General features: G+C 48.5%; 21 protein-coding genes, 1 tRNA gene and 1 pseudogene. 10 read left to right on the top strand and 13 right to left on the bottom strand.

Going from position 1 to position 23836, the window contains the following annotated elements:
• Positions 1 to 6: 6 nt before the first annotated feature.
• Positions 7 to 1341: a 6-phospho-beta-glucosidase gene (locus JI735_RS10105; RefSeq protein WP_039832410.1), complete on the top strand. Its 1335-nt coding sequence runs from the start codon at positions 7 to 9 to the stop codon at positions 1339 to 1341.
• 677 nt (positions 1342 to 2018) lie between these two features.
• Here the strand turns inward: JI735_RS10105 and JI735_RS10100 are convergent.
• On the bottom strand, positions 2019 to 2861 hold the full coding sequence (locus tag JI735_RS10100; protein ID WP_039832411.1) for an NAD-dependent epimerase/dehydratase family protein: 843 nt from the start codon (positions 2859 to 2861) through the stop codon (positions 2019 to 2021).
• Between the two features lie 147 nt (positions 2862 to 3008).
• Here JI735_RS10100 and JI735_RS10095 point away from each other — a divergent pair, with 147 nt between their 5' ends.
• On the top strand, positions 3009 to 3398 hold the full coding sequence (locus tag JI735_RS10095) for an MmyB family transcriptional regulator (RefSeq protein WP_233476329.1): 390 nt from the start codon (positions 3009 to 3011) through the stop codon (positions 3396 to 3398).
• Positions 3399 to 4250: 852 nt separating this feature from the next.
• On the opposite strand, the gene JI735_RS10090 is transcribed toward JI735_RS10095, so the two are convergent.
• Together JI735_RS10090 and JI735_RS10085 are read right to left on the bottom strand one after the other, a co-directional pair.
• A complete protein-coding gene (locus JI735_RS10090; RefSeq protein ID WP_039832377.1) occupies positions 4251 to 5873 on the bottom strand; it encodes a response regulator transcription factor in 1623 nt (540 codons plus the stop codon).
• A gap of 123 nt (positions 5874 to 5996) precedes the next feature.
• Positions 5997 to 7676, bottom strand: coding sequence for a sensor histidine kinase (locus JI735_RS10085; protein WP_202677342.1), 1680 nt, complete (start codon positions 7674 to 7676; stop codon positions 5997 to 5999).
• A gap of 210 nt (positions 7677 to 7886) precedes the next feature.
• Here JI735_RS10085 and JI735_RS10080 point away from each other — a divergent pair, with 210 nt between their 5' ends.
• The 5 genes from JI735_RS10080 to JI735_RS10060 all read left to right on the top strand — a co-directional run bounded on the left by JI735_RS10080 (position 7887) and on the right by JI735_RS10060 (position 13530).
• Positions 7887 to 9155 (top strand): sugar ABC transporter substrate-binding protein, encoded by a 1269-nt coding sequence (locus tag JI735_RS10080; protein WP_039832380.1) that lies wholly within the window; start codon positions 7887 to 7889, stop codon positions 9153 to 9155.
• A 102-nt stretch (positions 9156 to 9257) separates the two neighbouring features.
• On the top strand, positions 9258 to 10133 hold the full coding sequence (locus tag JI735_RS10075) for a carbohydrate ABC transporter permease (RefSeq protein WP_039832381.1): 876 nt from the start codon (positions 9258 to 9260) through the stop codon (positions 10131 to 10133).
• A gap of 13 nt (positions 10134 to 10146) precedes the next feature.
• Positions 10147 to 10992: a carbohydrate ABC transporter permease gene (locus tag JI735_RS10070; RefSeq protein ID WP_039832382.1), complete on the top strand. Its 846-nt coding sequence runs from the start codon at positions 10147 to 10149 to the stop codon at positions 10990 to 10992.
• 21 nt (positions 10993 to 11013) lie between these two features.
• Positions 11014 to 12123, top strand: coding sequence for a glycoside hydrolase family 172 protein (locus tag JI735_RS10065; RefSeq protein ID WP_325175595.1), 1110 nt, complete (start codon positions 11014 to 11016; stop codon positions 12121 to 12123).
• A 402-nt stretch (positions 12124 to 12525) separates the two neighbouring features.
• Positions 12526 to 13530, top strand: a complete 1005-nt coding sequence (locus tag JI735_RS10060) for an ABC transporter substrate-binding protein (protein ID WP_233476328.1) — start codon at positions 12526 to 12528, stop codon at positions 13528 to 13530.
• A 371-nt stretch (positions 13531 to 13901) separates the two neighbouring features.
• Here the strand turns inward: JI735_RS10060 and JI735_RS10055 are convergent.
• The 6 genes and pseudogenes from JI735_RS10055 to JI735_RS37250 form a co-directional block, all read right to left on the bottom strand.
• Positions 13902 to 14366 (bottom strand): annotated as a pseudogene (locus tag JI735_RS10055) (U32 family peptidase); the annotation flags it as partial.
• Positions 14367 to 14388: 22 nt separating this feature from the next.
• Entirely contained in the window at positions 14389 to 14700 is a 312-nt protein-coding gene (locus tag JI735_RS37750; RefSeq protein ID WP_202677341.1) for a transposase, read from the bottom strand.
• 8 nt (positions 14701 to 14708) lie between these two features.
• A complete protein-coding gene (locus tag JI735_RS10045; protein ID WP_051051334.1) occupies positions 14709 to 14981 on the bottom strand; it encodes a hypothetical protein in 273 nt (90 codons plus the stop codon).
• 197 nt (positions 14982 to 15178) lie between these two features.
• The gene (locus JI735_RS10040; RefSeq protein WP_039832384.1) at positions 15179 to 15604 is read right to left on the bottom strand and encodes a MaoC family dehydratase; all 426 of its coding nucleotides are present in this window, start codon (positions 15602 to 15604) and stop codon (positions 15179 to 15181) included.
• A 61-nt stretch (positions 15605 to 15665) separates the two neighbouring features.
• The gene (locus JI735_RS37255; RefSeq protein WP_325175594.1) at positions 15666 to 16121 is read right to left on the bottom strand and encodes a helix-turn-helix transcriptional regulator; all 456 of its coding nucleotides are present in this window, start codon (positions 16119 to 16121) and stop codon (positions 15666 to 15668) included.
• Entirely contained in the window at positions 16049 to 16483 is a 435-nt protein-coding gene (locus JI735_RS37250; RefSeq protein WP_325175593.1) for an AraC family ligand binding domain-containing protein, read from the bottom strand. Before JI735_RS37250 ends, JI735_RS37255 begins: the two co-directional genes overlap by 73 nt.
• Before the next feature lie 123 nt (positions 16484 to 16606).
• Between JI735_RS37250 and JI735_RS10030 the strand changes: the two genes are divergently transcribed.
• Positions 16607 to 17893, top strand: a complete 1287-nt coding sequence (locus tag JI735_RS10030; protein WP_039832385.1) for a Gfo/Idh/MocA family oxidoreductase — start codon at positions 16607 to 16609, stop codon at positions 17891 to 17893.
• Between the two features lie 92 nt (positions 17894 to 17985).
• Here the strand turns inward: JI735_RS10030 and JI735_RS10025 are convergent, their stop codons facing one another.
• Positions 17986 to 18525 carry a PadR family transcriptional regulator gene (locus tag JI735_RS10025; protein WP_039832386.1) on the bottom strand — a complete coding sequence of 180 codons (540 nt, stop codon included), beginning with the start codon at positions 18523 to 18525 and terminating at the stop codon, positions 17986 to 17988.
• A gap of 282 nt (positions 18526 to 18807) precedes the next feature.
• Here JI735_RS10025 and JI735_RS10020 point away from each other — a divergent pair, with 282 nt between their 5' ends.
• The gene (locus tag JI735_RS10020) at positions 18808 to 20013 is read left to right on the top strand and encodes an MFS transporter (RefSeq protein ID WP_039832387.1); all 1206 of its coding nucleotides are present in this window, start codon (positions 18808 to 18810) and stop codon (positions 20011 to 20013) included.
• An 18-nt stretch (positions 20014 to 20031) separates the two neighbouring features.
• Here JI735_RS10020 and JI735_RS10015 read toward each other — a convergent pair whose 3' ends face one another.
• The 3 genes from JI735_RS10015 to JI735_RS10005 all read right to left on the bottom strand — a co-directional run bounded on the left by JI735_RS10015 (position 20032) and on the right by JI735_RS10005 (position 22412).
• Complete coding sequence (locus JI735_RS10015) at positions 20032 to 21423, bottom strand: MATE family efflux transporter (RefSeq protein ID WP_039832388.1); 1392 nt, start codon at positions 21421 to 21423, stop codon at positions 20032 to 20034.
• A 182-nt stretch (positions 21424 to 21605) separates the two neighbouring features.
• Positions 21606 to 21689, bottom strand: a tRNA-Leu gene (locus JI735_RS10010).
• 285 nt (positions 21690 to 21974) lie between these two features.
• Positions 21975 to 22412, bottom strand: coding sequence for a hypothetical protein (locus tag JI735_RS10005; protein ID WP_039832389.1), 438 nt, complete (start codon positions 22410 to 22412; stop codon positions 21975 to 21977).
• 109 nt (positions 22413 to 22521) lie between these two features.
• Between JI735_RS10005 and JI735_RS10000 the strand changes: the two genes are divergently transcribed.
• Complete coding sequence (locus JI735_RS10000) at positions 22522 to 23496, top strand: CgeB family protein (protein WP_039832390.1); 975 nt, start codon at positions 22522 to 22524, stop codon at positions 23494 to 23496.
• Positions 23497 to 23836: the final 340 nt, after the last annotated feature.

The following is a 23836-nucleotide window of genomic DNA, read 5'->3' as shown; positions in this document are numbered from 1 at the left end:
TTTATCTTGGCAGCTAACCAAGGTCTCAAAATCGCCGTCATCGGCGGCGGCTCTTCCTATACCCCCGAACTTGTCGAAGGCTTCATTCTTCATCACAAAGAGCTTCCCGTCCGCGAGCTATGGCTTGCAGACATTGAGCCGGGCCTGCGCAAGCTGAATATTGTCGGCAGTCTCGCGAAGCGCATGGTAGAAAAATCCGGACTTCCGATCGAGGTCCACCTGACCACGGACCGCCGCAAGGCGATTGAGGGCGCCGATTTCGTCAGCACCCAGATTCGGGTCGGCATGCTGGATGCCCGTGGCCGTGATGAGTCGATCCCGCTGAAATACGGTGTGATCGGTCAGGAAACGACCGGCCCGGGCGGAATGCTGAAGGCGCTGCGCACGATCCCTGTCATCCTGGATATCTGCCGGGATATCGAAGAGCTGGCCCCGAATGCCTGGCTGCTCAATTTCACCAATCCGGCGGGTATGGTTACCGAGGCCGTACTGCGGTATTCGAACGTCAAAAGTATAGGGCTGTGCAACGCCCCGATCGGACTGATCAAGCAGGTATCCGCCAAATACAATGCTACGCCTGACCGGATCTATGCCGAATTCGTCGGCCTGAACCATCTGCATTGGATTACCCGCATTGATGTAGAGGGCGAAGACAAACTGGATGAGATGCTGGCGGATACTGCAGGCTACAGCGCAAAGAATGTTCCGGCCCGGGAATGGAATCCCGAGTTCCTGCAATCCTTACGCGCTCTACCCTCCTACTACCTGAAATACTTCTACATGACCGATGCCATGCTCGCAGAGCAAACGGAATCCTTCAAGCAAGGCGGCAACCGCGCCGAGGTCGTCAAACGCGTAGAGGAAGAACTGTTCGAAATCTACGGCAACCCGGAGCTGAGCGAGAAGCCGAAGCAGCTGGAACAGCGCGGGGGAGCTTTTTATTCCGAGGCCGCAGTCAATCTGATGCGTTCCCTGCACAATGGCACGAACGATATCCAGACGCTGAATGTCGCGAACCGCGGAATCCTTGATTTTCTGCCGGAGGATGCCAGCATAGAAGTCAATTGTGTCGTGACCAAGACCGGACCGCTCCCGCTGCCGCTGACCAAGATCCCGCCTATGGCCAAAGGCCTGATCCATGCCGTCAAAACCTATGAGCAGCTCGCGATTGACGCCGCCGTGACCGGGGACCGCAGTCTGGCCATCCAGGCGCTGGCGCATCATCCGCTGGTGCCTTCCGTGGAAGTGACCATCGCCATGCTGGACGAAATGCTGGAAGCCAACAGGGAGTATTTGCCGAACTTTTTTGCCAAGGAAACCGCCGGGACACCGGCACAATAAATTTCAGCAAGCAGAACCGGCTTCGCTATATTAACGCGGTTTTTGAATTGAAGAATCGTCATCTTTTGAAAAATATGTTTTAGACTGATCCATTAAAAGAAATAGCGGCGGACCAAGACTTGAAAAATAAAGTCTTAGACTGCCGCTGTTGTCATTCAACTAACGTTCCTCGTAGCTTAATATCGCGGCACATAAATATGGCCAGTATCAATATCAATCACGTAATCTGACCTTACCCCCTCCTCATATTTTGAGGGTAGTCTCTCAAAGCTAAAAAGCCTACAAAAGATATCTGAAAATCCAACTATGTTAGTGCAATGGGTTTTGGTAACTTTAACCTATTGAATTAGTTCCTCAATAGAACATTTCTTGCCAACAACAAGTGCATTCTCGAAATAACCATCAATTTCAACTATCACTTTCACCACCGCCGGTTGCTAACCAGCATCTGAGCTCAAGGGTAACTGGCACATAAAATTATGGACAGCCTTCGACTTGTTTAACTAAGGTTTCCCGATAGCCTTAACCGTTATTTACGGTACGGTTCACCGCGCTGCCTGTAACGGCAAGTTTTAAGGCCATCCTTGCTAGGATGGCCTTTTTGGGTCTAACTTTGTTCAGCTATCGTACCCGTTAGCCAACCCATCAAAATGACTCCTCAGGTACCTTCAACTTTATTAGATAGCACCTGCATCTCTTGCCGAATAAAATGACGGGTAAATCGGCCGATAATTTAATTCTTCTCTGATCCGTGTGGTATCAACGACCATATCCCATGGATCATAAGCCTGCTGCAGTGCGTCTGGCGTAAATTCACTATGATGAAGCATGGCCAATTCCGCAGCGGAGATCGGCGCATCGTCAGCAACATTGTAGATCCGGCCATCAATTCCTGGTGTGGAAGCGGCGAGCATCAGGGCTTGAGCTACATCCGCATGGTGTGCCATATGCATTCGTTTGGCTGGATTCCAATTGCGCATATACGGAAGAAATTCCTGGATATGAGGGTCCTGATCACCATAGACAAAAGGAAGCCGTACTATACGCAGTCCCAGTCCCTGTTCGCGATGAAGCTGCAGCAGAGCCGTTTCGGCAGCGGCTTTGGTTTGAGGATATGCAAAGACAGGACTAAGCTCGTCATCTTCACGGTTGGGTCTTGAACGATTCCCGGAGCCGTATACATTATTGGTACTGGCAAAAACAAATTTTGGCACTTCCGCCTGCAACGCAGCGCGTGCTAGGGCTATACTGCCATCGAGGTTTGAGATTTTGGCGGTATTCTCGTCCACCCCACGGAACTGAGCTGCCAAGTGAATCACAGCAGCAGTGCCCTGGAGAGCGTCAACATAATCCTCCGGCTGCAAAAGATCGCATTCAATAAGTTCAGCTCCCTGCTGATGAAGCCAATCCGCCTTTGCAGCGTCCCTAACCAACACTTTAACGTGATGACCCCGCTGTAACATACGCGGAACAAAACGGCTTCCTACTTTTCCTGTGGCACCTGTTACAAAAATGTTCATTGTTCAAATCCTCCTAAGTTTTTAGAAGCTATAATGGCAGTATAATAGAACGCGCAAGTAGCAACCTTCCTGCGTTTATCGTATGATTGAAAGTGTCAGGATAAGGAGGAGTTTGAATGGAAGAAATTCCTTCCAGAAAGTCGTTAGGTGAATTTTTGCGCTCGCGCCGGGAACGTCCTCTTCCTGATGGACAACAAGCTGGGATCAGGCATAAAGGATTGGGAAGCCAAAAGACAAATCATGATCGCACGCTTTCGTGCGGATTACGGACACTTCCCGAATGATCCGGGGTTCAAGGAGCTTATTGAGGAATTTATGCAGAAAAGCCGGCTGTTTCGCGAGAGCTGGCCGATGCATGACGTTCAGGTCGTAACCGATTGCCACAAACGGTGGTACGATCCTCGTATCGGAGAGATGGAGTTTGAACATGTGACCCTGCAGCCGCCGACCCATCCGGATCTGAAGATCATGATTTATACAGCTTCAGCAGATACTGCTTTACGTCTGGGAAGTTTAGTGAGCAATCAGGAGTGTTGATCAGTCACTTGAGACTTGCATTCACTCTAGAACCGTAGAACCAAGACCCCTTTCGAGGGGTCATTTTCTTTTTTGGTGGTCTGTAGATTGAGAATCAACAAAACGGAGCAGGAAGTGAACACCGCACGATTAGCTTGGTTAAGAGCTAATCGTGCCTTTTCGGTGAAGACTCTTACGGAGAGTAGTTGGTTACGACTAACCACAGTGGCTTGCAAAAACTATAGTTTACCGGAGTATGAAGGCCATTATATGAATGAACTTCCTGACTTAGCTGTTGACTATATTGAATCAGTGCACGATAAATTTTACTCGATGGTCTCTTTCATAACCTCTGCACCGCGATTTACACGAGCTTGAATCTCAGGAGTGAGATGCTCTGGAAGGAAATCGGCTATCCAAAGGAGCTTAGTGCCGCTATCGCCATGAGGAAATTCTTGAAATATTTGTAAACATTACAATATTTACAATCGCTATTACTATTCTATTATATCCTTGAGTTCTTTTAAATCTATATTTATCCGATCATCTATTGGGTTAAAAACATTGAATTGATTTAGTTTTCCACATCGCTTATCTTGTAATACAAAAAACTTGCCCCTACTTATGATACGGTTCACCGTACTAGCTGAAGGGGCAAGTTATTGATCCTGATCGGACTAATGTATACTCTCCTGGACACCCTAGATAGGGACCCTGATTTGAAAGCTTTCACCTGGATGGACCATTGTCCTCGGTGATTAACTCCAGGTACGCCCGGACCGGAAGGAAGATGTGATTCGTTTTGTGCGAGGGGGATGGTTCTCTGAAAGCACAAAAATTCCGGGCTTTAAGTAGTCCTGTTTGATTTACGCACTACTCACCGCCATCTTCTCCCCCTGCCTTCTTCCGCCACTCCCGCGGGGTCATGCCCGTTAGCTTGCTGAAGATTTTACTGAAATAGCGGCTGTCCGGGTATCCAACCATTTCAGCGATGAAAGCGATCTTGTACTGTTGGTTCGTAAGCAGGATTTTGGCGTTCTCAATGCGGACCCGTTCCAGATATTCGGACTGATTCTCGTGAAATACCTGTTTGAAGCGGCGGGAGACATATTCACGGCTCAGGAAGAACTGGCTTGCGATTTCCTGGAGCGACAGATCGTGCATATAGTTAAGGTCAATGTACTGCTTGATCGAATGGATGACGTTGTATTCCCGGATTCGGGAATCTTTCAGAACCTCGGCGATTTCCAGACAAGCATTCGTCCACTCCCTCTGCCATTCCTCCAACGATAGACGGCCGTCTGTGCCGATCGGAAACAGCCACTGGGAGGGGGTCCGGGCGGATTCGCCTGCGGCCCGGTCCGTATCCTGCAGCAAATGGCTGCGGAGCAGTTCAAATTCATACCGCCAGTACTTCAACTGTTCCCAGGTCACGGCATGCAGTTGTCCAATCGCCTGTATCCAATTGGCGACGGCGCCCTTGATCTGCCGTTGCTCCGCTTTGTGAATAGCGGCCGAAATCGAGCTGCTGTAATCGGCCAAGACGATTCTTTTGTCGGAGGTGGGGGCAGGAATGTTGTCATAACTGTGAATCCAGGTGCTCGGTCCCAGAAAGGAAACGGAAAGAGCTGTCTGCAGCATCTGCTGAAATCCGGTGTGAATGTCCTGCGGGAAGGAGACCCTGGAGCTGCAGGCAAAATGAAAGCGTGCTCCAAGCACACGGTACAGCGCCTCATTGATGGCTGTCAGCTTCCTGCTGTTGCCCCCAAAATCACCAGTCAGCAGCAGAAGGATGCCATAATTGGGATCTGCATGCTTGAAGGCATATCCATTCCTGGAAGGACCGATAACCTCATTACAGATGTTAAGCATTAAGAAATACAGCAGGTCAATATTCCTTCCGAATTTCTCCAGTACAATGCGCGGCAGCGGATCAGAGATCAGCATCACGAGCTGGCATTCCCGAACGGCGGACCACTCGAAGGATGCCTGAAGCTCATCAGCGACGATAGAGTAGCCCTCCTGCTGTGAGACAACGCCTGACAGCATTTTGTCCCAATACATAGGCAGTGTTTTGTTGATCTCGACATCCCTGCGGATATTCAGCCGCCGCGCTTCATCATCTTTCAGCCACGTATCCACCGCATTGCGGAGTGCTTCGAGCAGTTCATTACGGTTAATCGGCTTAAGCAAGTAGTCAAGTCCGCCGTGCCTCATCGTCTTGCGGATATAGGTGTAGTCGTCATAGCCGCTGATCACAATCCTCTTCGATTCAGGCGCATGTTCCCCGATCCATTGCAGAAGCGTCAGGCCGTCCACATTGGGCATTTTCATATCCGTAAAAATAATCTCCGGCTGCTCACTCCGAATCAGTTCCATAGCCGCTGCCCCGTCGCAAGCTTCAATCACATCGGTGATCTGAAAATCTTCCCACTGGACCAGAAGCCGGATTGAATCTCTTACATCGGTCTCATCATCCACGATCAGTACTTTCATAGAGCCTGCCGTCCTTTCGTTGCGGGATTCTGATAACTACATAAAAGCCCGAAGGCTGGACCTGTCCTATGGATACCCCGGCCTCGTCGTTAAAGAACAAAGAGAGTCTTGAGATCACATTGATCAGACCGATACTGCCCCCACCGTACCTCCGGAAGCTTCTCGCTTCATGCGCTGCTTCAACCGCTCCAGGTTCTCCGGTGTAATGCCAAGCCCGTTATCTCGGATTGAAAGAGTCAGCCCATCTTCGCCGCTTTCCAGCTTAATCTCTATTTCGGCATTTTGCATCGTTTCAAAACCATGCTTGAAGCAGTTTTCTACAAGAGGCTGCAGGATCATTTTGGGTACAAGCAGTTCCAGAGCGGAAGGTTCGGCAATGTCAATGGAGCAGTGCAGGCGTTCCTTGAACCGCTGCTTCTGCAGTTCCAGATAGGCCTCCACATGAGCAATCTCTTTGGCAAGAGGGACAACGGACTCCTCGGTATTCATAGTGTAGTGCATCATTAGCCCGAGCGAGGAGGTCAGCTCATAAATCTTGGGCACCTTGTTGTGCAAGGCCACAGATCCGATGGACTGCAATGTATTAAAGATAAAATGCGGATTGATCTGAGCCTGAAGCGCCTTCAGCTGGTTATCCTTGTTGGCAAGCTCCAGCCGGAGTTCTCGCATGATCAGATTGTCGATCGTATCGACCATATTCTTGATCGCGCTGCCAAGAACACCGACCTCATCGCTGCGTTCCGAATCCACATCAAACTGCAGTTTCCCCAATTTGATCCGCCGGATCGACTCGGTCAATTTCTTGATCGGGGTGGTTAGCTTAAGCGACACGTACAGCGTTGCCGCAATCGAAATGACCAGAAAGCTTATCAGGACAAGCACATTCATACGAAGCACGCGTGACGCGTTGTTGTATAGATAGCTGTCTGGAATCTGCTTGGCTACAATCCAGGTCCGCCCGAACAGCTCAAATCTCTCGAATACGACAATCCCTTGGAAGCCGCCGTTCTCATGCCAGTAAAAATGGCCGGAGCCATAGCTGTAGCGGGCATGCTCCAGCCAGGCATAGGACGGTTTTTGCCCAATCCGGCTTTCCTCGGAGGCATAAATGACGGTACCGGTATCATCCAGCAGATAGATGTTTTCTTCTCCCTTGTCATAAAGCATGTTCATGATATTACGAAAGCCGTCAAGCTTGAAGTCGATGGATACTATGCCGACCCTCTCTTTAAGCGGCGCGCGATAGATCGGACGATGAATGGTAAAAACCGTGTTGGACGGGCTGTAGGGGAATTCCTCCATGCCGTAATTATGCGATTGGTGGGTCGGCTCCAGATAGGGATCATTTTTGTCCACGGGCTGAAGGAAGTGGCCGTCAAGACCGGCGTTGCCCGCCGCCCGCTTCAGATAGCCGTTGATCAGCAGCCAGGATTGATCGGTCAGGTCGGAGTAGAGATATACCTGCTGAATATCCTTGGCCGACTGTTCAATGGCATGAAGACCGGAGTAAATATTAATCTCGACCAAAAAATCGCTATAGCCCCGAATCAGGATATTATAGAGGCTATTTGGCATTTGAATATTGTTATATACGTACAGGGAAATGCTGTTCATCCCGCTGAGCAGATTGCTCAAGCTCGTAGTCCCTTGTCGTACCGTGCTTGAATTTTCCCGGATAGCGTCTTCTCTTAACGAGTGCTTGGTATAGAAGTAGGAAATCAGGATAGATGCGGTGATCGGCAGGAGGATAGCGACCATCAGAAACATGCTCAACTTATAGCGGATGCTGCGGCGGAATTTCATGGCGGTCCCCCTCGCTCTACGAATTGGTTAACAGTCTAGCACCGCCTTGCAGTAAGGTCAATAGGAGGACTCGGTGCTGAAATGGATATATGACCCATATCACGATTTTACACATTTTTGATCAATTACGGCTGTTTTTCGCTTGTATAGCTGCAGCTATACTGATAGTGTAAAGCGCTTACAAGAAAAACAAAACAGGGAGGTTATGGTATGAAACGATTTTGGTCCTTATTCTTGACCGGCTCCTTAACCATCGCGGTTGCACTGTCTGGTTGCTCCGGTAATGGCTCCAGGGCAAACGAGACGACGTCCGGAACCAAGGATGCCGGCAACGCAGGAAAGGATGAGATTACCCTCTACACCATTCAATCCACGAATCCTAAATTTCAGGATTGGCTCAAAGAAGCCGAGGAAAAGAGTGGTGTGAAGATCAACTGGGTCGCCGCGCCGACCGATTCGGATACCCGCCAGCAGAAGGTATCGACGATACTTTCCTCGGGTGACAATACCGTTGACATTCTTGAGATCAATGATGAAATGGCAACCTCTTTTAAAAATGCCGGTTGGCTGGAGCCGCTGCAGGATACGGTCCTGACCGATGATGTCCTGAATCAGCTGCCGCAGGGCTATATGAAGGATATGCTCACCTCAAGCAAAGGTGATCTGATCGGCGTCCCAAGCTATACCGGTTATCTTGGCCTATGGGTCGATCAGAAGAAGCTCGAAGCCGCAGGCATGACTTCCATTAACAACGAAGAAGACTTTGTGAAATTTCTGAAAGCGACGACCAAAGACGGTCAGTATGGATACGGCGGCTCCTGGGAAAAGACGTATGTCTTCAACGAAATCGCGACCTTTGTCAATCTGTTCGGGGGCGATTACTTTGACTGGAGCAATGAAGGCAGCCGCAAGGCGGTCAAATTCATGTACGACATGGCCAATACCTGGAAGGTCACGCCGGTGGATCAAATTGCAGACAAATATGAACAGATGAACCAGAAGTTCATCGACGGCAAATATGCTTCCGTCTTCATGTGGGGAACCGGTACGGATTACAAGCAGGCGAACCGCTACGGTGAAGATCAGATCCATATGATCAATATGCCGGAATTTGCGAAACGGAGCATCTTCACGGATTCCTGGAGCTATGTTCTGAACTCAGCTTCCAAGAACAAGGATGCTGCCATCAAGTTCCTGAAATATGCCGCCAGCGAAGACGGTGAATTAAACGGCTGGAAGAACTTTGACCGCTATCCGGCCAGAGCGGATGTCGCGGCCAAAGAAGAGGTTGCCGGAGACATCAAGACTATTTACAACGAGATCCAATCGACCAACGAAGTGCATGGGCGTCCGATGCTGCCGCAAACGATGGAGTTTATCTCCGAGATGGGAACGCTTTTTCAGAACTACATCCAAGACAAAATTACGCTGGACGATTTCTGCAAAAAGGCACAGGAAGCCGTTGAACGTTACAAATAATCAGGGCCATTTCCCGGCAGCACAAGCAGGTGGATCTGTAGTTTCCTGCTTGTGCCGCCCGTATTCTACGGATATGGCCATCCTGCGAGGAAGGTGCGTTTTATGTATGCCAGCAAAAAATATTGGATGATTGCCTGGATTCTTGTACTGCCGGCGCTGCTGATCCGGATCTTCACGACCATATATCCCATTATCGAAACCTTCCATATCAGTTTGTTTGAGGTCAAACTGCTGCAGGGCATCCGAAAGTTTGTCGGCTTGGATAACTATCTTCAGCTTTTCCACGATTCAAAAATGATTACCTCTATCCGGTTTACGGCCATTTTCGTCGTGGGATCGATGATTGGCCATATTGTGCTTGGAATCATCCTGGCGTTAATTCTCAATATGAAATTCAGAGGACAAAAAGCGCTCCGAACCATCGTACTGCTTCCCTGGGCCATGCCGATGGTCGTGATCGCGATGGCGTCCAAATGGGCATTCAACAACGAGTATGGCCTGATCAATGACTTTATCCGTCGGTTCGCCCCTTCCTTCAATCTGGATTGGTTAATCTATACCAATACAGCCCGAAGCGCCGTAATCGCCGTGGACCTATGGAAGGACCTGCCCTTTTTCGCCATTCTGGTGTTAGCCGGTCTGCAATTCATCTCTTCGGACATGTATGAGGCCGCCAAAATTGACGGGGCCGGAAGCATCCGCTCCTTTTTCAGCATCACACTTCCGCTTATTTCCAGAAACATTCTGATGCTCAGCATATTCTTCACCATGTGGCGCATTACTTCCTTTGATGTTGTATACGCGATGACAAGCGGCGGCCCGGGTGAGAGCACCGCACTTATTGCCTACCGGGTAACCACCGAAGCGTTTACGAATCTGAATACCGGCTACGCCGCTTCGATTGCCGTCGTGCTATTCCTGGTGATGGCTGTACTCAGCGGGCTCAGTATGTCGGCAGCCAAACGCGTAGACTATTAAGGAGCGATATCCTATGATCCCCAAAAATTCCAGATCTGTGCCGCTGACCCTGATCATATGGGGATTGGCTGCCATTGTCGCATTTCTTATTCTTTTTCCGCTGTGGTGGATCTTTATATCATCCATTACACCGGCCGGAGAGCTATTCTCCAAACCGGTCAAGTACTGGCCGGCCCATCCGACCTTGGACAGCTACCGTTATCTGATCAAGAATGTGGGCCTATTACCCAAAATAGGGAATACCGCAATTATTGTGGGGCTCTCCATCCTGATTGGTATGATAATCTCCGTCATGGCTGCCTTCAGTTTTGCCCGTTTCCGCACCAGAGGATTATCCATTGCCGTCGGTTTCCTGCTGGCCTCCATGCTTATTCCCGATGTGGTGACCGCGCGGCCGCTGTATGACTTTCTGCGCAGTGTTCATTTATACGACACGTATACGGGCCTGATTATCCTGTATATCAGCGGTATTCTTCCATTCACCGTCCTGATTCTGCAAAACTATCTGAATGATATTCCGGTCTCCATAGAGGAATCCGCCTCCATTGACGGCTGCGGTTTTTTTCAGTCGATGTTCTATGTTACGATTCCGCTCCTGAGACCAGCGCTTGCAACAGTATGTATCGTCAACTTTATTACCTGCCTGAACAACTTTTTTACACCGCTGTTCTATTCCAATGGCATCTCTGTGCTCTCAACAGCAATTACACAGCTGCCTCTTAGAGACAATATGTACGCGGTGCCCTGGGATCTGGTTAGTGCTATGGGCTGGATCATCATTCTGCCCATCATTATATTCGTCGCCATCTTCCAGAGACAGATCATGGAAGGCATTATGGCCGGCGGCGTCAAAGGCTGATTATCGAGAGGAGAAGAACAAATGAATATGAACCCGTTTCAGGGAGGACTCGCGTCGCTCCCTCTGATCAAGACCGGCAGAAGCCGGGCCATCAACGCAGAGAATCCGCACGGTGAAAAAGGAAAAGGAGGGATGGCCTCCGGCCCTCTTGGCCCCTCCCGCAAAGGCTCACCCTGTATCCGGGACGTGGCGCCCGGAACGACGGTAACGCTGGCCGAGATCAGCGGCCCTGGCATTATCGAACACATCTGGATTACGGTGACCGATCATACCGAGGCGGATACGTTTGTTCTGCGCGATCTGGTGCTGCGCATGTATTGGGACGGTGAAACGGAGCCTTCCGTTGAGAGCCCCCTGGGCGATTTCTTCTGCAATGGCTTCGGGAGAGGCTGTACCGTCAACTCCCAGCCGATGGTGGTAAATCCGACAAGAGGATTCAACTGTTATTTTCCGATGCCGTTCCGGAGCCAAGCAAGAATTGAAATCGAGAACCAGCACGAAGCGTCAATTCCTGCCTTCTTCTATCAGATTGATTATTGCCTGCATGACGAGCTGCCTGATGATACGGCCTACTTTCACGCGCAATGGAAGCGGCAGCGGATCACGGATAAAGCGGAGGATTATATCCTTCTCGACAACGTCAAAGGCCGCGGCCAATACGTCGGAACCTACATGGCACTTACCACACTGGAACGCTATTGGTGGGGAGAGGGCGAGGTCAAGATGTATATCGACGGCGACCGGGAGTATCCGACCATCTGCGGCACCGGCACTGAAGATTATTTCGGCGGTGCCTGGAGCTTTGCGACTCAAAGGGACGGGAAGACGATCGAGAACACGTACTGCACGCCATACATGGGCTATCCCTACTATTCCAGCCATGACGAGGCCGTCCATAATCTGTACCACAATGACGATGTGCCGCCCATGCGGGGATTTTACCGTTGGCATATTCTGGATCCCATCCGGTTTCAGGAGGATCTGAAAGTTACAATTCAGCAGATCGGGGTATACAAGAAGGGGCTTTTCGAACGCCAGGATGACGTGGCAACGGTCGCCTATTGGTATCAAACCGAGCCGCATCAGCCTTTCACCCCGCTGATGGGCAAGGAGGAACGCTGGCCGCGCTAATAAGCGTGATGGCAGGAACAACGGCTTATTTCCTCTTTGGAAGATGGAGTTTATACTGGATGTGCAGCCATCTTGATTGACGAAGGGATATGCCATGAAGCTTAAATACATGACCTTGACTGCCCTTTTGCTGGTCCTGGCCGTTATTGGCACGGCGTGCCGGGGGAGCAATAACCAAATTGTGAATGGCTCCGGCCCGGCAAGTGCCACCGCAGAGCCGGCCCCTGCTCTAAAGATCTTCAATTTCAAGGTCGAAATGGCCGAACAGCTGGACACCCTGGTCAAACGGTATCAGGAAGAGACCGGCGTGAACATTGAAGTTGATACATGCGGCGGCGGCTGTGATTATAGTGCGGGACTCAAAACAAAGTTCAACTCCGGTGACAAGCCCGACATTTTTTTGTGGCAGGCTATACCGATCTCGAGTTGTGGCAGGAGTATTTGGAAGATCTGTCCGATCAGCCATGGGTGGGCGATATGCTTGATTTGGCCAAGCCGGCTATTACAAAGGACGGAAAGATTTACGGTATGCCGCTCGCCCTGGAGGGCTGGGGCTTCATTTATAACAAGGACCTGTTCCGCCAAGCCGGCATCAATTCCACACCAGCCACGCTGACGCAGCTGCGGGAAGCGGCCGACAAGCTTAGGGCGGCCGGCATCCGTCCTTTTGAGAATGGCTATGCAGAGTGGTGGATTCTGGGGAATCATCTGCTCAACACCGCATTCTCCCAGCAGCCAGAGCCGGTCGCATTTATTGAACGGTTGAAGAATGGCCGCGCCAGTCTGACGGACAATATGATATTTAAGGAATGGACGAGCCTGATAGATTTGACCGTCGAGTACGGCCAGCCCAATCCGCTGCAGACGGATTATTACACACAGGTTGCCAACTTTGCGAACGGACGTGCCGCCATGATGCAGCAGGGAACCTGGACGCAGCTTCAGATCGACAAGCTCCACCCGAACCTCAATATCGGATTCCTGCCGATGCCTATCAACGATGATGCCAAGGCCATGAACAAGCTTCCTGTTGGCGTTGCGAATTATTGGGTGGTGCTGAAGAACTCAAGAACAGAGGAAGAAGCCAAAGCCTTTCTACGGTGGCTCGTTTCTTCCGGCACCGGCCAGGCGTTCATCGTGGATGATGCCAAGCTCATTCCGGCGTTCCGAAGCATTCCGGCAACCGAAGCTCAGCTTGGTCCCTTGTCTGGGGAGATTCTGTCCTATATCAAGGAAGGTAAGACACTCCCCTGGTTATGGCAGCTGTACCCCGGCTACGAAGCGAACACCTGGCAAATGGCCACGCAGATCCAGTCTTATATCGGCAAGAAGATCGGGAAAGAAAAAATGCTTCAGGAATTCCAGAACATCTGGGACGACATGTCGGCAAAAGAAGCAAGCGAATAGCAGGGCTGCAGAAGGGAGATTAACAGTTGTTCATAGCTGCTAATTTCCCTTTTTGTACCTTTTTAATACTTTTCCGAGCAAGAACTTGGGGTCATGTTCTTTTATGTTAAGCTGAACGATTAGCAAGGAAGACAGCGATATACGGGTCAGCAATACGAAAATCATTTCCACGATTCTTTCAAATCCTGAAAATAGCCACCAAGCTTAACCGGGGCATTATCAAAGAAATACTTTTCACCATAACACTCTGTACGCGGAATACCCCAATCGCAGAGTCTGCCGTCCGGGCATTTATGTACGCCCTAATCTGACCGTTGCCGCTGTTGGTTTCGTTCCCGCTATCCTATCGCCAGAACCATCCCTTTGGCTACCTACACAATCTCTTTATTAAAATGTCCTCTTGTGTCTGTTTCCTGATTGAAGACAGCATTATTCATTGAGCCATTTAATTTGCCTGAGGCCATATGAATGACTTTCACAACCTGTTCTTTAGATTCAACTGTGAAGTTTAATCTGAGCGCCTCGATTCCTTTGATGTTTGGTAGCTCATCTATAAGATTAAGTGTCTTCCCATTAAGGAGAGTCGTTGTACAATCCTCATGGGAAAGGATAGGGAACGTCCCGTGCTCATCTTTTAACTCATAGCTCTTCGTTTTGCAAACTCTGCATTGATTCATTCTTCTCATCGGACAATATTTGGTGAACATCAAAGGAGTCTTTCCATATACAATCATTCCCAGTGCAGGATAGCCGTCATTTTCTTTATAATAGGCAATCATTAAATCTTCAATTTGGCTCTTATTCAATTCATAGGATAAAGTGACTCGTTTTGCACCTAATTTATATAATTCATAGCAACTAAGAAGCCCAAGTCTTCACTTTATGATGATGATGCGGCGAGAAGTTATCGAGGATGATATACAGTCGCTCCGTGCGGGGAAATCGCCGACGAAGCACATCAAAAAAACGAAGAATATCTTGGTGTTTCTTCGTTTTTGAGGCATGCCCGTAAAGTTTGTCAGTCTTCAGATCGAAAGCAGCGAGCAAGTGCTTAACCCCATGAGGACGGGTATAGGTTGCACGTAACCGAGACGGTTTGCGCTGCTGGAACCAGCCTTTTCCTCGATAAGGTTGAAGCGACAAAGGGCCAAACTCATCGACACAAATCACACGCCCGTCTACCGGAGGACTGTCGTATAGCTCTTCGATTCGGTTTTTTTAGATTCAAATTCCAGATCGTTTGAAGCTTTCCAGGTTTTCGTATTTTGGTAGGTGATTTTGGCTTCGTTCAAGATGACCCGAAGCGTTTCAATGGAAATGGAAGCTACGATTTTTCGTTCTTCTACCGCTTGCTTGAGCTTAGAAAGGGACCAGTTCGTAAATGGGTAGCCTGCAACTTTGGGCGGGATTTGGGCAGGCTCAATGATGTTCGCACGTATTCGGCATACCATTCATCGGTTTAATCAGGAAGGAATGGCTTCACTTAAGCCCAAATATGGAGGAGGACGACCGCCTATATTTACGGAAGACGTATCTGTTGTCTTATCCATTAGTTCATACTCCTTACGGCACGAACCCACACATCTTCCGCGATTTGCGCATCGATAGCCGATTAGCTACACAAACGGATGGATCGCAAATTTATACTTCACTGCTTAACCAGAACGGTTAATTCACCTTCAAACACCTTCTCATCCCTCTGGTTGAACGTTGACAGCCATACAGTAACGCTCCCTGTTCCGTTCTTTTTTTCTTTTAGCCCAGTCACTTCAACAACGGTATGCAATTCATCCTCTGGATACACGGGTTTTATAAATTTCAGATGATTCATAGCCGTTCCGGCAATGATATCCTCCCCATAACTCCCGGTTTCAACCCAGAGCTTAAAGGTGACCGCCATCGTTTGTATTCCTGAAGCGATAATTCCACTAAATCTCCCTTGCTTCGCCTTTTCCTCATCCAAATGCATATACTGCGGGTCAAACTCTGCTGCAAAACTCGTAATGCTCTCTTTAGTTATGGTTATAGACTTGGTTGTAAACACCTGTCCGGCATAAAATTCATGAAACCTCATTAAAACACCTCTTAGCTGATTTGATATGTTCGGTTACCGGCTTTGGATTACACCTCCGGGACTATCCCCGGTTCTGCTTCCGGTATTGCAGCGGCGAACGTCCGGTGATTCCCTTGAATACCCGCCCGAAATGGGCGATGCTGTCGAACCCCGTCTCCCGGGCGATCCGGGTCATTCTCCAATCCGTTGTCCGGAGCAGGGCTTTCGTCTCGCGGATGCGGACATAATTCAGATACTCGATCACTGTAAACCCTGTCGTCTGCTTGAACGTCCGGCACAAATACGTAGAGCTGATGAAAAAATGCTCGGCAATGCCTCCAAGTGTCAGCCTGTCGCCATAATGGGCATCCATATATTCAATAATGCCGTAGACCCGGTGCTGCGCCTCACTTTGCTCGGGAATCACCACCGCCGGCTTCGCTTTACGGATGCGGTCCAGCCGGATCAGCAGTTGAAGCAGCAGCGTCTGCAGATACGGCCTGCTCCACAGCGCTTCCTCCCGCTGCTCCTGCAGCATCGCCTGGAACAGATCCGCAATCCCCCCTGCTCATGGGCGTTGGGCCGGAGCAAAAAGCTCTCTCCCTGGAACATCTCCGCCAAGTCCGGCACAATATCTGCCGCAGGCTTCAGGAACAGGTCATCAAAATTGACCAGAATCCGCTCATGCCGCGAGCGGTTGCGGCTGGTTGTACGGTGCAGCTGATTTTTGTTGATGAAGACCAGATCGCCTGCCTGCAGGGCATAAATCCGGTTATGGATATAATAATGCCGCTCCCCGGACAGCAAATAATAGATTTCATAGGAATCATGGAAATGATCAGTATCCATATTGAAATTACCGGACCGCCTAAGCTGCTCCACCTGAAAAAAAGGCTCCACACCGCACCACCCATCGAGGATAAAATATGCATACTTTGATCTATATCGGACTAAATAACGCTCACTTTTCGCATTTTCTATACTATAAAATAGAATCAAATCCAAGTAAATGGAGTGATCCCCTTGTCCAAAAAGAAATATGCCATCGTCGGCACCGGCGGCCGGGCCGAGTTTTTTTACGGCGCGCTTGTTACCGTTTACAACGAAACCTCCGAGCTGGCAGCCTTCTGTGATGTCAATCAGACGCGGATGAATTTCGCTAACCATATGCTGGCAGACAAATACGGCTACCATGAGGTGCCTACCTACAAGGCTGAGAATTTCGACCTGATGATTGAAGAGACCCGGCCTGACTTCGTACTGGTAACGACCATTGACCGCACGCATCACAAATATATTATCCGGGCTATGGAGCTGGGCTGTGATGTCATTTCCGAGAAGCCCATGACCATTGACGAGGAGAAATGCCAGCAGATTTTTGATGCCATTGAACGCACCGGCAAAAACCTGCGGGTAACCTTCAACTACCGTTACGCACCGCATAACACAAAAATCCGCGAGATTATAATGGACGGCGTGCTGGGCGAAATCCTGTCCGTCAATTTCGAGTGGCTGCTGAACACCCAGCATGGAGCGGATTATTTCCGCAGATGGCACCGGGACAAACGGAACAGCGGCGGCCTGCTGGTGCATAAATCGACGCATCACTTCGACCTGATGAACTTCTGGCTGGCTTCGCAGCCGGATACAGTCTTCGCCATGGGCGATCTGCGGTTCTACGGTAAGGAAAATGCAGAGAAAAGAGGTATCACCGAATTCTATCAGCGTGCTTATGGCAGCAAGGCTGCCGAGAATGACCCCTTCGCACTCCATCTGGACCGCAACGAGCACCTGAAAAGCATGTATCTGGACGCCGAGCATGAAGACGGGTATCAGCGCGACCAAAGTGTGTTCGGCGACAATATCAGCATCGAGGATACCATGAATGTAATGGTCAAATACAAGAATAAGACCGTTATGAACTATTCGCTGAACGCTTATATGCCTTGGGAAGGCTTCATTATCGTCTTCAACGGTACCGAAGGCCGTATGGAGGTTCGCATCACCGAACAATCCTACGTCAATTCCGGCGGCAAAAAAGAAAATGAAGGCGCACTGGAGGGGGTCAACATTACCATCTACCCGCACTTCAAGGAGCCTTATCGCGTCCAGTTCGAAAGCAGTGCAGGCGGCCATGGGGGCGGTGACCCGGTGCTGCTGCGCGACATTTTCGACAAGAAACAGGAGGACCGCTTTGGCCGTGCAGCCTCGCACAAGGATGGGGCCATGTCGATTATGACCGGGATTGCGGCCAACCGCTCCATGCGTACCGGCCAGCCGGTAAAGGTGGATGACATCTGGAAAAGGTAACAGGCAAAAACGGTCTTAAAAAACAAAAAAAGACGTGCCTTCCTGCCAGGAGCGGAGAGCACGCCTTTTTTTATGAAGCATACAGATTACCGCTACAGCAAATCACTCAATAGATCCTGTTTAAGCTTCTGTAAAAATTGCAATTGCACTTCACATTGCTCATACATATTCTCGAAAATCAACAGTACATTCTTTGAAACCTCGTAATACTTCTCCTTTTCTTTCTGTCCCGCTTTCATTTCATCGTATATAGTCTGGATCGCCTGCTGCTGTACCTCCAACGCTCCAATGATCTCTTCTTTCGGCGCTTCATCCATGAACGTAAGAACTGTATACAAAGCGGACGGGAAAACAACGGAAGCTTTCTTAAACGAGCTAATCAACATGCTGTTAAATTCATGCTTCCCCTTGGAGGTGATGGAATAAATGGCTTTTGAGCGATTGCCCGTTTGCTCAAGCTTTTCCAGACGGACTAATTCATCTTTGTCCAGTTTTCTTAGGGCATGGTAGATAGACGCAGGCTGCACGTATGCCCATTTATCTGTTTGTGCAGATATCATCTTTTGTTGAATCTCATAGCCGGACATTGATCCATATTTTAATAATAGTCCAAGTACCATTACATCAGTCATGATCTTCGCTCCGCTCAAATAGTAAATTCATAGTACTAAAAATATAGTATTAATGATTACATTCAATTCTATATTTGAACTTTTCATCTGTAAAGAAAATTCATTACAGATCCGCCCATTCGCCCCACTTTACACAATATGGGTTAGTTGCTATAATACAATCGTAAATCGAATACTAAATGTTTAGTATTCTATATTTATTATTATACATTTAGTAACAATTGGGCAGACGGGAATAGTTTAATCACATTTTCAACCAACAAAGCGAAAGAAGGTCTTATTATGAACAAGATCACCCAAACCAAACAAAAAGCAGCTCTGTTCGTCGTCGGGATAGCGATTTTTTTGGATATGCTGATTTATGGGCTGGTGGTGCCCATTCTTCCGAAATATGCAAGCGCCCTTGGGGCTTCCCAGACCGAAATCGGCTTGCTCTTTGGGAGCTACGCAATTGCATTGTTCATCGCGACACCTATATTTGGAGCTTTATCAGACCGGATTGGGCGACGCGGCCCTATGCTGTGGGGATTGCTTGGATTGGCTGCAGCTACACTATTGTTTGCATTTGCCGAAGAATATTGGATGCTTATAGCAGCAAGAGCCCTGCAAGGACTTGCCGCAGCGATCACCTGGACATCCGGATTAGCCATACTTGCCGATCTTTACCCTTCCGAAGAGCGCGGCAAAGCCATGGGGCTGGCCTTGTCAGGTCAGGCTGCCGGAATCCTTCTTGGGCCTAGCTTAGGGGGCTGGATGTATCAGTTAGGCGGTTACAAACTTCCTTTCCTCTTTGCCGCAGTTCTGGCTGTAGCTGATGGAATGCTTAGAATCTTTCTGTTACGTGATTTACCTGAAAGAAAATCGGGGACGTTCCTCTCATCTTTCGGTTTGCTGCGCAACCGCAGTCTGCTGCTAATCAGTGGTGTCGTTATAATTGGTTCGGCTATACCCAGTGTATTGGAGCCTACCCTGCCGCTGCATTTGCAGGAGAAATTCAACGCGGAGCCGGGTTTTATCGGAATGTTATTCGCTATTCCTACATTATCCTATGCGCTCGCCACCCCTTGGATCGGCAAGTTATCCAGCAGGATCGGGTATAAAAAAGCTGTGCTGATCGGACTTGCAGTAGTTGCCATAAGTCTGCCGCTCTCCGCTCTGCCCGATTCCATGTGGATGCAGGCCGCTTCTCTGGTACTGCTGGGAATCAGTATGGGTATGGTTCTTGCGCCTTGTCTTCCTGCACTTGCAGACATTTCAGAACAAAGCGGACTTCCTTCCTATGGAATTACCTTTGCCATCTATAACACAGCCTACTCATTCGGAATGATTGTAGGACCAGTGACCAGCAGCGTGCTGACCGATGCCATCGGGCTGAAGCTTTCCTATCTCTCTGTAGGTTGTGCCGCACTTTTGTATATGTTCATCATGCTTCCAAGTTTCCGGAAAACTGAGGTTACCCGGTTAAACAGCAAAGCTCAGGACCGGTAATGGAATTTAACCCTTGCCTTAAATAACCTTATGCTGAACCCACTTCTCCCCGAGAAAACGCCGGAGGAAGATGAAGCCGCGTACGCCCCATTCACAGTTCATGGCCAGCCATATCCCGATAATGCCCATATTCAGCACGATGCCGAGAATGTAGCCCAGTACAACGCGGAACAGCCACATGGACAGCATGGATACAACGGAGGTGAACTTGGAATCACCCGCTGCCCGAAGCGCGGAAGGAGTAATAAAGCTGACCGACCACAGCGGGATCTGGGCAATGGAGTTAATGAGAAAAACAATGAAGATATCCCGGACAATCTCCTCCGGCGGATGAAACAGCGATACCAGCGGATGAAATACCGGGAAGATCAGCAGCGCCATCAGCGCAAAGGAGGCGGAAGACAGCCATAGAAAGGATTTGACGAATTTGCGCGCATCCTTCGTATTCCGGCTGCCCATACATTGGCCGACGACGGTAATCAGGGTCAGCGACAACGCATTGGCCGGAATCTGCATCACCCCGGCGAGTGAGGAAGAGATTGCATTCGTGGCAATCGCATAGGTGCCGAGGCTGACAATGAAGATTTGCGTCAGAATCTTGCCGCCGTTGAAGAACATCTGCTCCGCCGCAAACGGCAGGCCGATGAACATGATTCTTTTGATCATGGTCCAGTTGAGGGCCAGCAGGTCCCGGATCTTCACCCGCAGGCTGCTATCCAGCCGGAACATGTAGATCAGCGAGCAGACCGCCGCCAGATACCGGGAGGCATTGATCGCAATGGTCATCCCGAACACCCCCATATGCAGGCCGTTGATGAACACAAAGTTCAGCAGCACATACGAAAAGTTCATAATCAGTGAGAGTACGAGCGAGACCCGGGTCCGTCCGATGCCGCGCAGCGCGCCGCATACTGCCTCCATCACAGCAATCCCCAGATAGGACAGGCTGCTCCCGATCAGATACGTGCGGGCGTTCGACATGACCTCCGGCGAAGCCGCGCCGAACAGCAAATGCAGCAGGGGGCCGTGGAACACAATGCCAAACAAGCCGATGGCAAAGGCCATCAGCGATACGGAGGATACGGCTCCTGCAGCGGCTTTGGAGACCATTAGCTCGTTTCCGCTGCCTTTATATTGCGCTACAACAACAGTACCTCCCGTTGACACGGCAATGAACACACTGATCAGAAAAATATTCAGCGAATCTATCATATTCACCGCACTGATCGCTGCCACTCCGGAAGAGCTGATCATCGCTGTGTTCACAACGTTCAGTCCTACCACAAAGGCCTGGTCTACTAATATAGGAAGAAATAACGATATAATTTGACGGTAGTCAATGGATTCTCCGGAAAAATACTTATCGAGAAACAGGCGGCCCTGCTTCACATTCACCTTTGGCTCTAGCATAGTTTCACTTCTTTATATTAGAATTTGGGCCTCGCTATTCTAACATATGAGCTGCATAAGTCAAGGCGAATCATGTTTTTGGCCCGTTTTATTCATTGTTCATAGCCATCATCTGCGGCCGGTTGAAGAAAAAAGCTTCTGCACTGCCCGGATGAGCAGTACAGAAGCTTCCTTTGTTATGATGCGGTCGAGAGGACTCGAACCTCCACGGTATTGCTACCACACGGACCTGAACCGTGCGCGTCTGCCAATTCCGCCACGACCGCAAATTAAGAAATGCAACACAAGAAGTAATATATCATGATTTCGGATTAAGGGCAAGAGGTTTTTTAGAAGAAGTTTCAGAAACTACAACATCACGCGGGTCTCTGCTAATGAAAATATGTTTCATGTCCATCTGTTTTAGCATATGCCCCCATTCAGATGAATATTATATTAAAAAACTCCTATAGTAGAAGGTGTTGGCCTTGTTTGTTCCCTAAAACAAACAAGACTTCTACATAGGAGTTTTTACTTTGATTAACTGCTAATTGGTCTACTAAGTGAATAAGTTATACAGGCACATAAACTTTTCCAGTAATATTAACTGGACCAGTTAGGGTGATATCTCCCTGGAGATCATCAGGGTTTGAGGCAAACACTTGAATTCCATGAAACCCTACGGATACATTGGTAAGAATGGTCTGGAACGTTGTGGTCATTTCAAGCGGTTCATCTTCATCATTTGAAATAGACTCTTGCTCAGCACTACCAACAACGACTCCATCCATAAGGACTTGAAGGAAGAGTTTGGGTTGATCTGGTGGTGTAGCAAAAACGTTTGTTACCTGCCAACCTACTGTAGTAGTAAGTTCTACAAAGTTGGTTGCTGCTGGAACATTAATTCCAAATTGTAATATCAAACTTGGTGTTGCAGTGATTGGAACAATAACACCATTGTCCAGGTTGGTCTGGATGCTTCTACCGAATTCAACTAAGGTCTGTGCCATATTTTCACCTCCACTCATTTTATAAAACATCATATGGCTTTTTTTATTTTATGTTTGTGGCAATATCCTATTAACTAAAAAAATATCAAATTTACAAGGGAGGAAGAAAATGAAAATTTTATTCATTACTTCAGGTTTTAGGGCAGTTTATTACTTTTTTGAACAAAGTATAGTAGAAGCCTTTCAGAATGCAGGTCACGATTGTGAACCTTTTACCCTAAATATGGGTTTAAATGCATTACAACTTATGAAAGAATCTTTACAGCCAGATCTTATTGTAGCAATGGGCGGTTTGAAAATTTCCAAGCCTATACTGGAATTCTTAAAGCAAACCAAAGTAAAGTCGGCCATTTGGATGACGGAAGATCCTTATTATATGGATTGGACCATTCCGCTGATCACTTATTTTGACTACATTTTTACCATCGATCAAGCTGCATTAGAACAATATAAAAGACTCGGGCATCCACACGTATATCATCTTCCTCTGGGAACAGATCCAGCAATGTATCGTTCCACACCGGTCTCTGAAGAGTTTACAAGTGATATTTGTTTAGTAGGAGTACCCTATAGCAATCGGATTGAGCTTATTGAATTCTTGTTACAGAGAACAGACTATCAAATTCAAATCGTTGGGAGAGGGTGGGGCAAGTATAATAATGAATGGACCAAAAATTTATATCGGGGTTTAGATTTAGTGAATGCTTGGGTAAGGCCTGAAACCGTTGTGAATTATTATAATGGTTCTAAAATTGTTTTAAATATCCACCGCCCTTCCCATGAGAAATACAATAAAAACCGTATGGGTATTATTGCTAAAAGTATCAACAATCGTACCTTTGATGCTGCCAGTTGTGAAGCATTTCAACTTATTGATTCTAAAGAAGAGCTGGTAAATCATTTTGAGGAAGGAAAGGAAATTGTTTCTTTTGAAGATAAGCATGATTTACTTGAGAAGATTCATTATTATATTGCACACGACGAAGAACGCAAACGGATGGCCAAAAAAGCAAGACAACGCGTGTTGACTTCACACACCTTTCAACATCGAATCGATCATTTGCTGATGAAGGTTCAATCTTAAATTGCCGTAACTACGGCGAATGTTTTGGACATCCAGCCGCTGTTGTCTCCGGATTTCCTGATTTATACCGCTTCTAGCGGATAAAATCCGGAGACAGCATATGCTTCCGATGCGAGCTTTCCTTCGGAAAGCTTTCGGGCGGACGCTTTCGCTCTTCCAGTTCAAAAATCCCCACCTCCCCCCGTGACTTTGACTTCCATCAGTCCTTCTTCATCTTCGTTTTGTGTATTATTTTCCAACTGCCATCAACTCCTGACTATGTGTAGAAGCAAGCTGAATCAACTGCCGCACATGTTCATCTACCAGGCTAAATTTAGTCTTATATCCTATTACGTTTTGA

The sequence above is a fragment of the Paenibacillus sonchi genome, assembly GCF_016772475.1.
In the GTDB taxonomy this organism is placed as follows: Bacteria; Bacillota; Bacilli; order Paenibacillales; family Paenibacillaceae; genus Paenibacillus_AQ; species Paenibacillus_AQ sonchi.
Note: the sequence above shows the minus strand (reverse complement) of the source record. Positions and strands in the feature narration are given on the sequence as shown.

Bases quoted from the DNA above. Each gene is read 5' to 3' on its own strand.
- JI735_RS10100 (WP_039832411.1), bottom strand. From the start codon at position 2,861: ATGAACATTTTTGTAACAGGTGCCACAGGAAAAGTAGGAAGCCGTTTT.
- JI735_RS10090 (WP_039832377.1), bottom strand. From the start codon at position 5,873: ATGAAAGTACTGATCGTGGATGATGAGACCGATGTAAGAGATTCAATC.
- JI735_RS10085 (WP_202677342.1), bottom strand. From the start codon at position 7,676: ATGAAATTCCGCCGCAGCATCCGCTATAAGTTGAGCATGTTTCTGATG.
- JI735_RS10080 (WP_039832380.1), top strand. From the start codon at position 7,887: ATGAAACGATTTTGGTCCTTATTCTTGACCGGCTCCTTAACCATCGCG.
- JI735_RS10075 (WP_039832381.1), top strand. From the start codon at position 9,258: ATGTATGCCAGCAAAAAATATTGGATGATTGCCTGGATTCTTGTACTG.
- JI735_RS10070 (WP_039832382.1), top strand. From the start codon at position 10,147: ATGATCCCCAAAAATTCCAGATCTGTGCCGCTGACCCTGATCATATGG.
- JI735_RS10065 (WP_325175595.1), top strand. From the start codon at position 11,014: ATGAATATGAACCCGTTTCAGGGAGGACTCGCGTCGCTCCCTCTGATC.
- JI735_RS10045 (WP_051051334.1), bottom strand. From the start codon at position 14,981: ATGGTATGCCGAATACGTGCGAACATCATTGAGCCTGCCCAAATCCCG.
- JI735_RS10040 (WP_039832384.1), bottom strand. From the start codon at position 15,604: ATGAGGTTTCATGAATTTTATGCCGGACAGGTGTTTACAACCAAGTCT.
- JI735_RS37255 (WP_325175594.1), bottom strand. From the start codon at position 16,121: ATGCTGCAGGAGCAGCGGGAGGAAGCGCTGTGGAGCAGGCCGTATCTG.
- JI735_RS10025 (WP_039832386.1), bottom strand. From the start codon at position 18,525: ATGACTGATGTAATGGTACTTGGACTATTATTAAAATATGGATCAATG.
- JI735_RS10020 (WP_039832387.1), top strand. From the start codon at position 18,808: ATGAACAAGATCACCCAAACCAAACAAAAAGCAGCTCTGTTCGTCGTC.
- JI735_RS10015 (WP_039832388.1), bottom strand. From the start codon at position 21,423: ATGCTAGAGCCAAAGGTGAATGTGAAGCAGGGCCGCCTGTTTCTCGAT.
- JI735_RS10005 (WP_039832389.1), bottom strand. From the start codon at position 22,412: ATGGCACAGACCTTAGTTGAATTCGGTAGAAGCATCCAGACCAACCTG.
- JI735_RS10000 (WP_039832390.1), top strand. From the start codon at position 22,522: ATGAAAATTTTATTCATTACTTCAGGTTTTAGGGCAGTTTATTACTTT.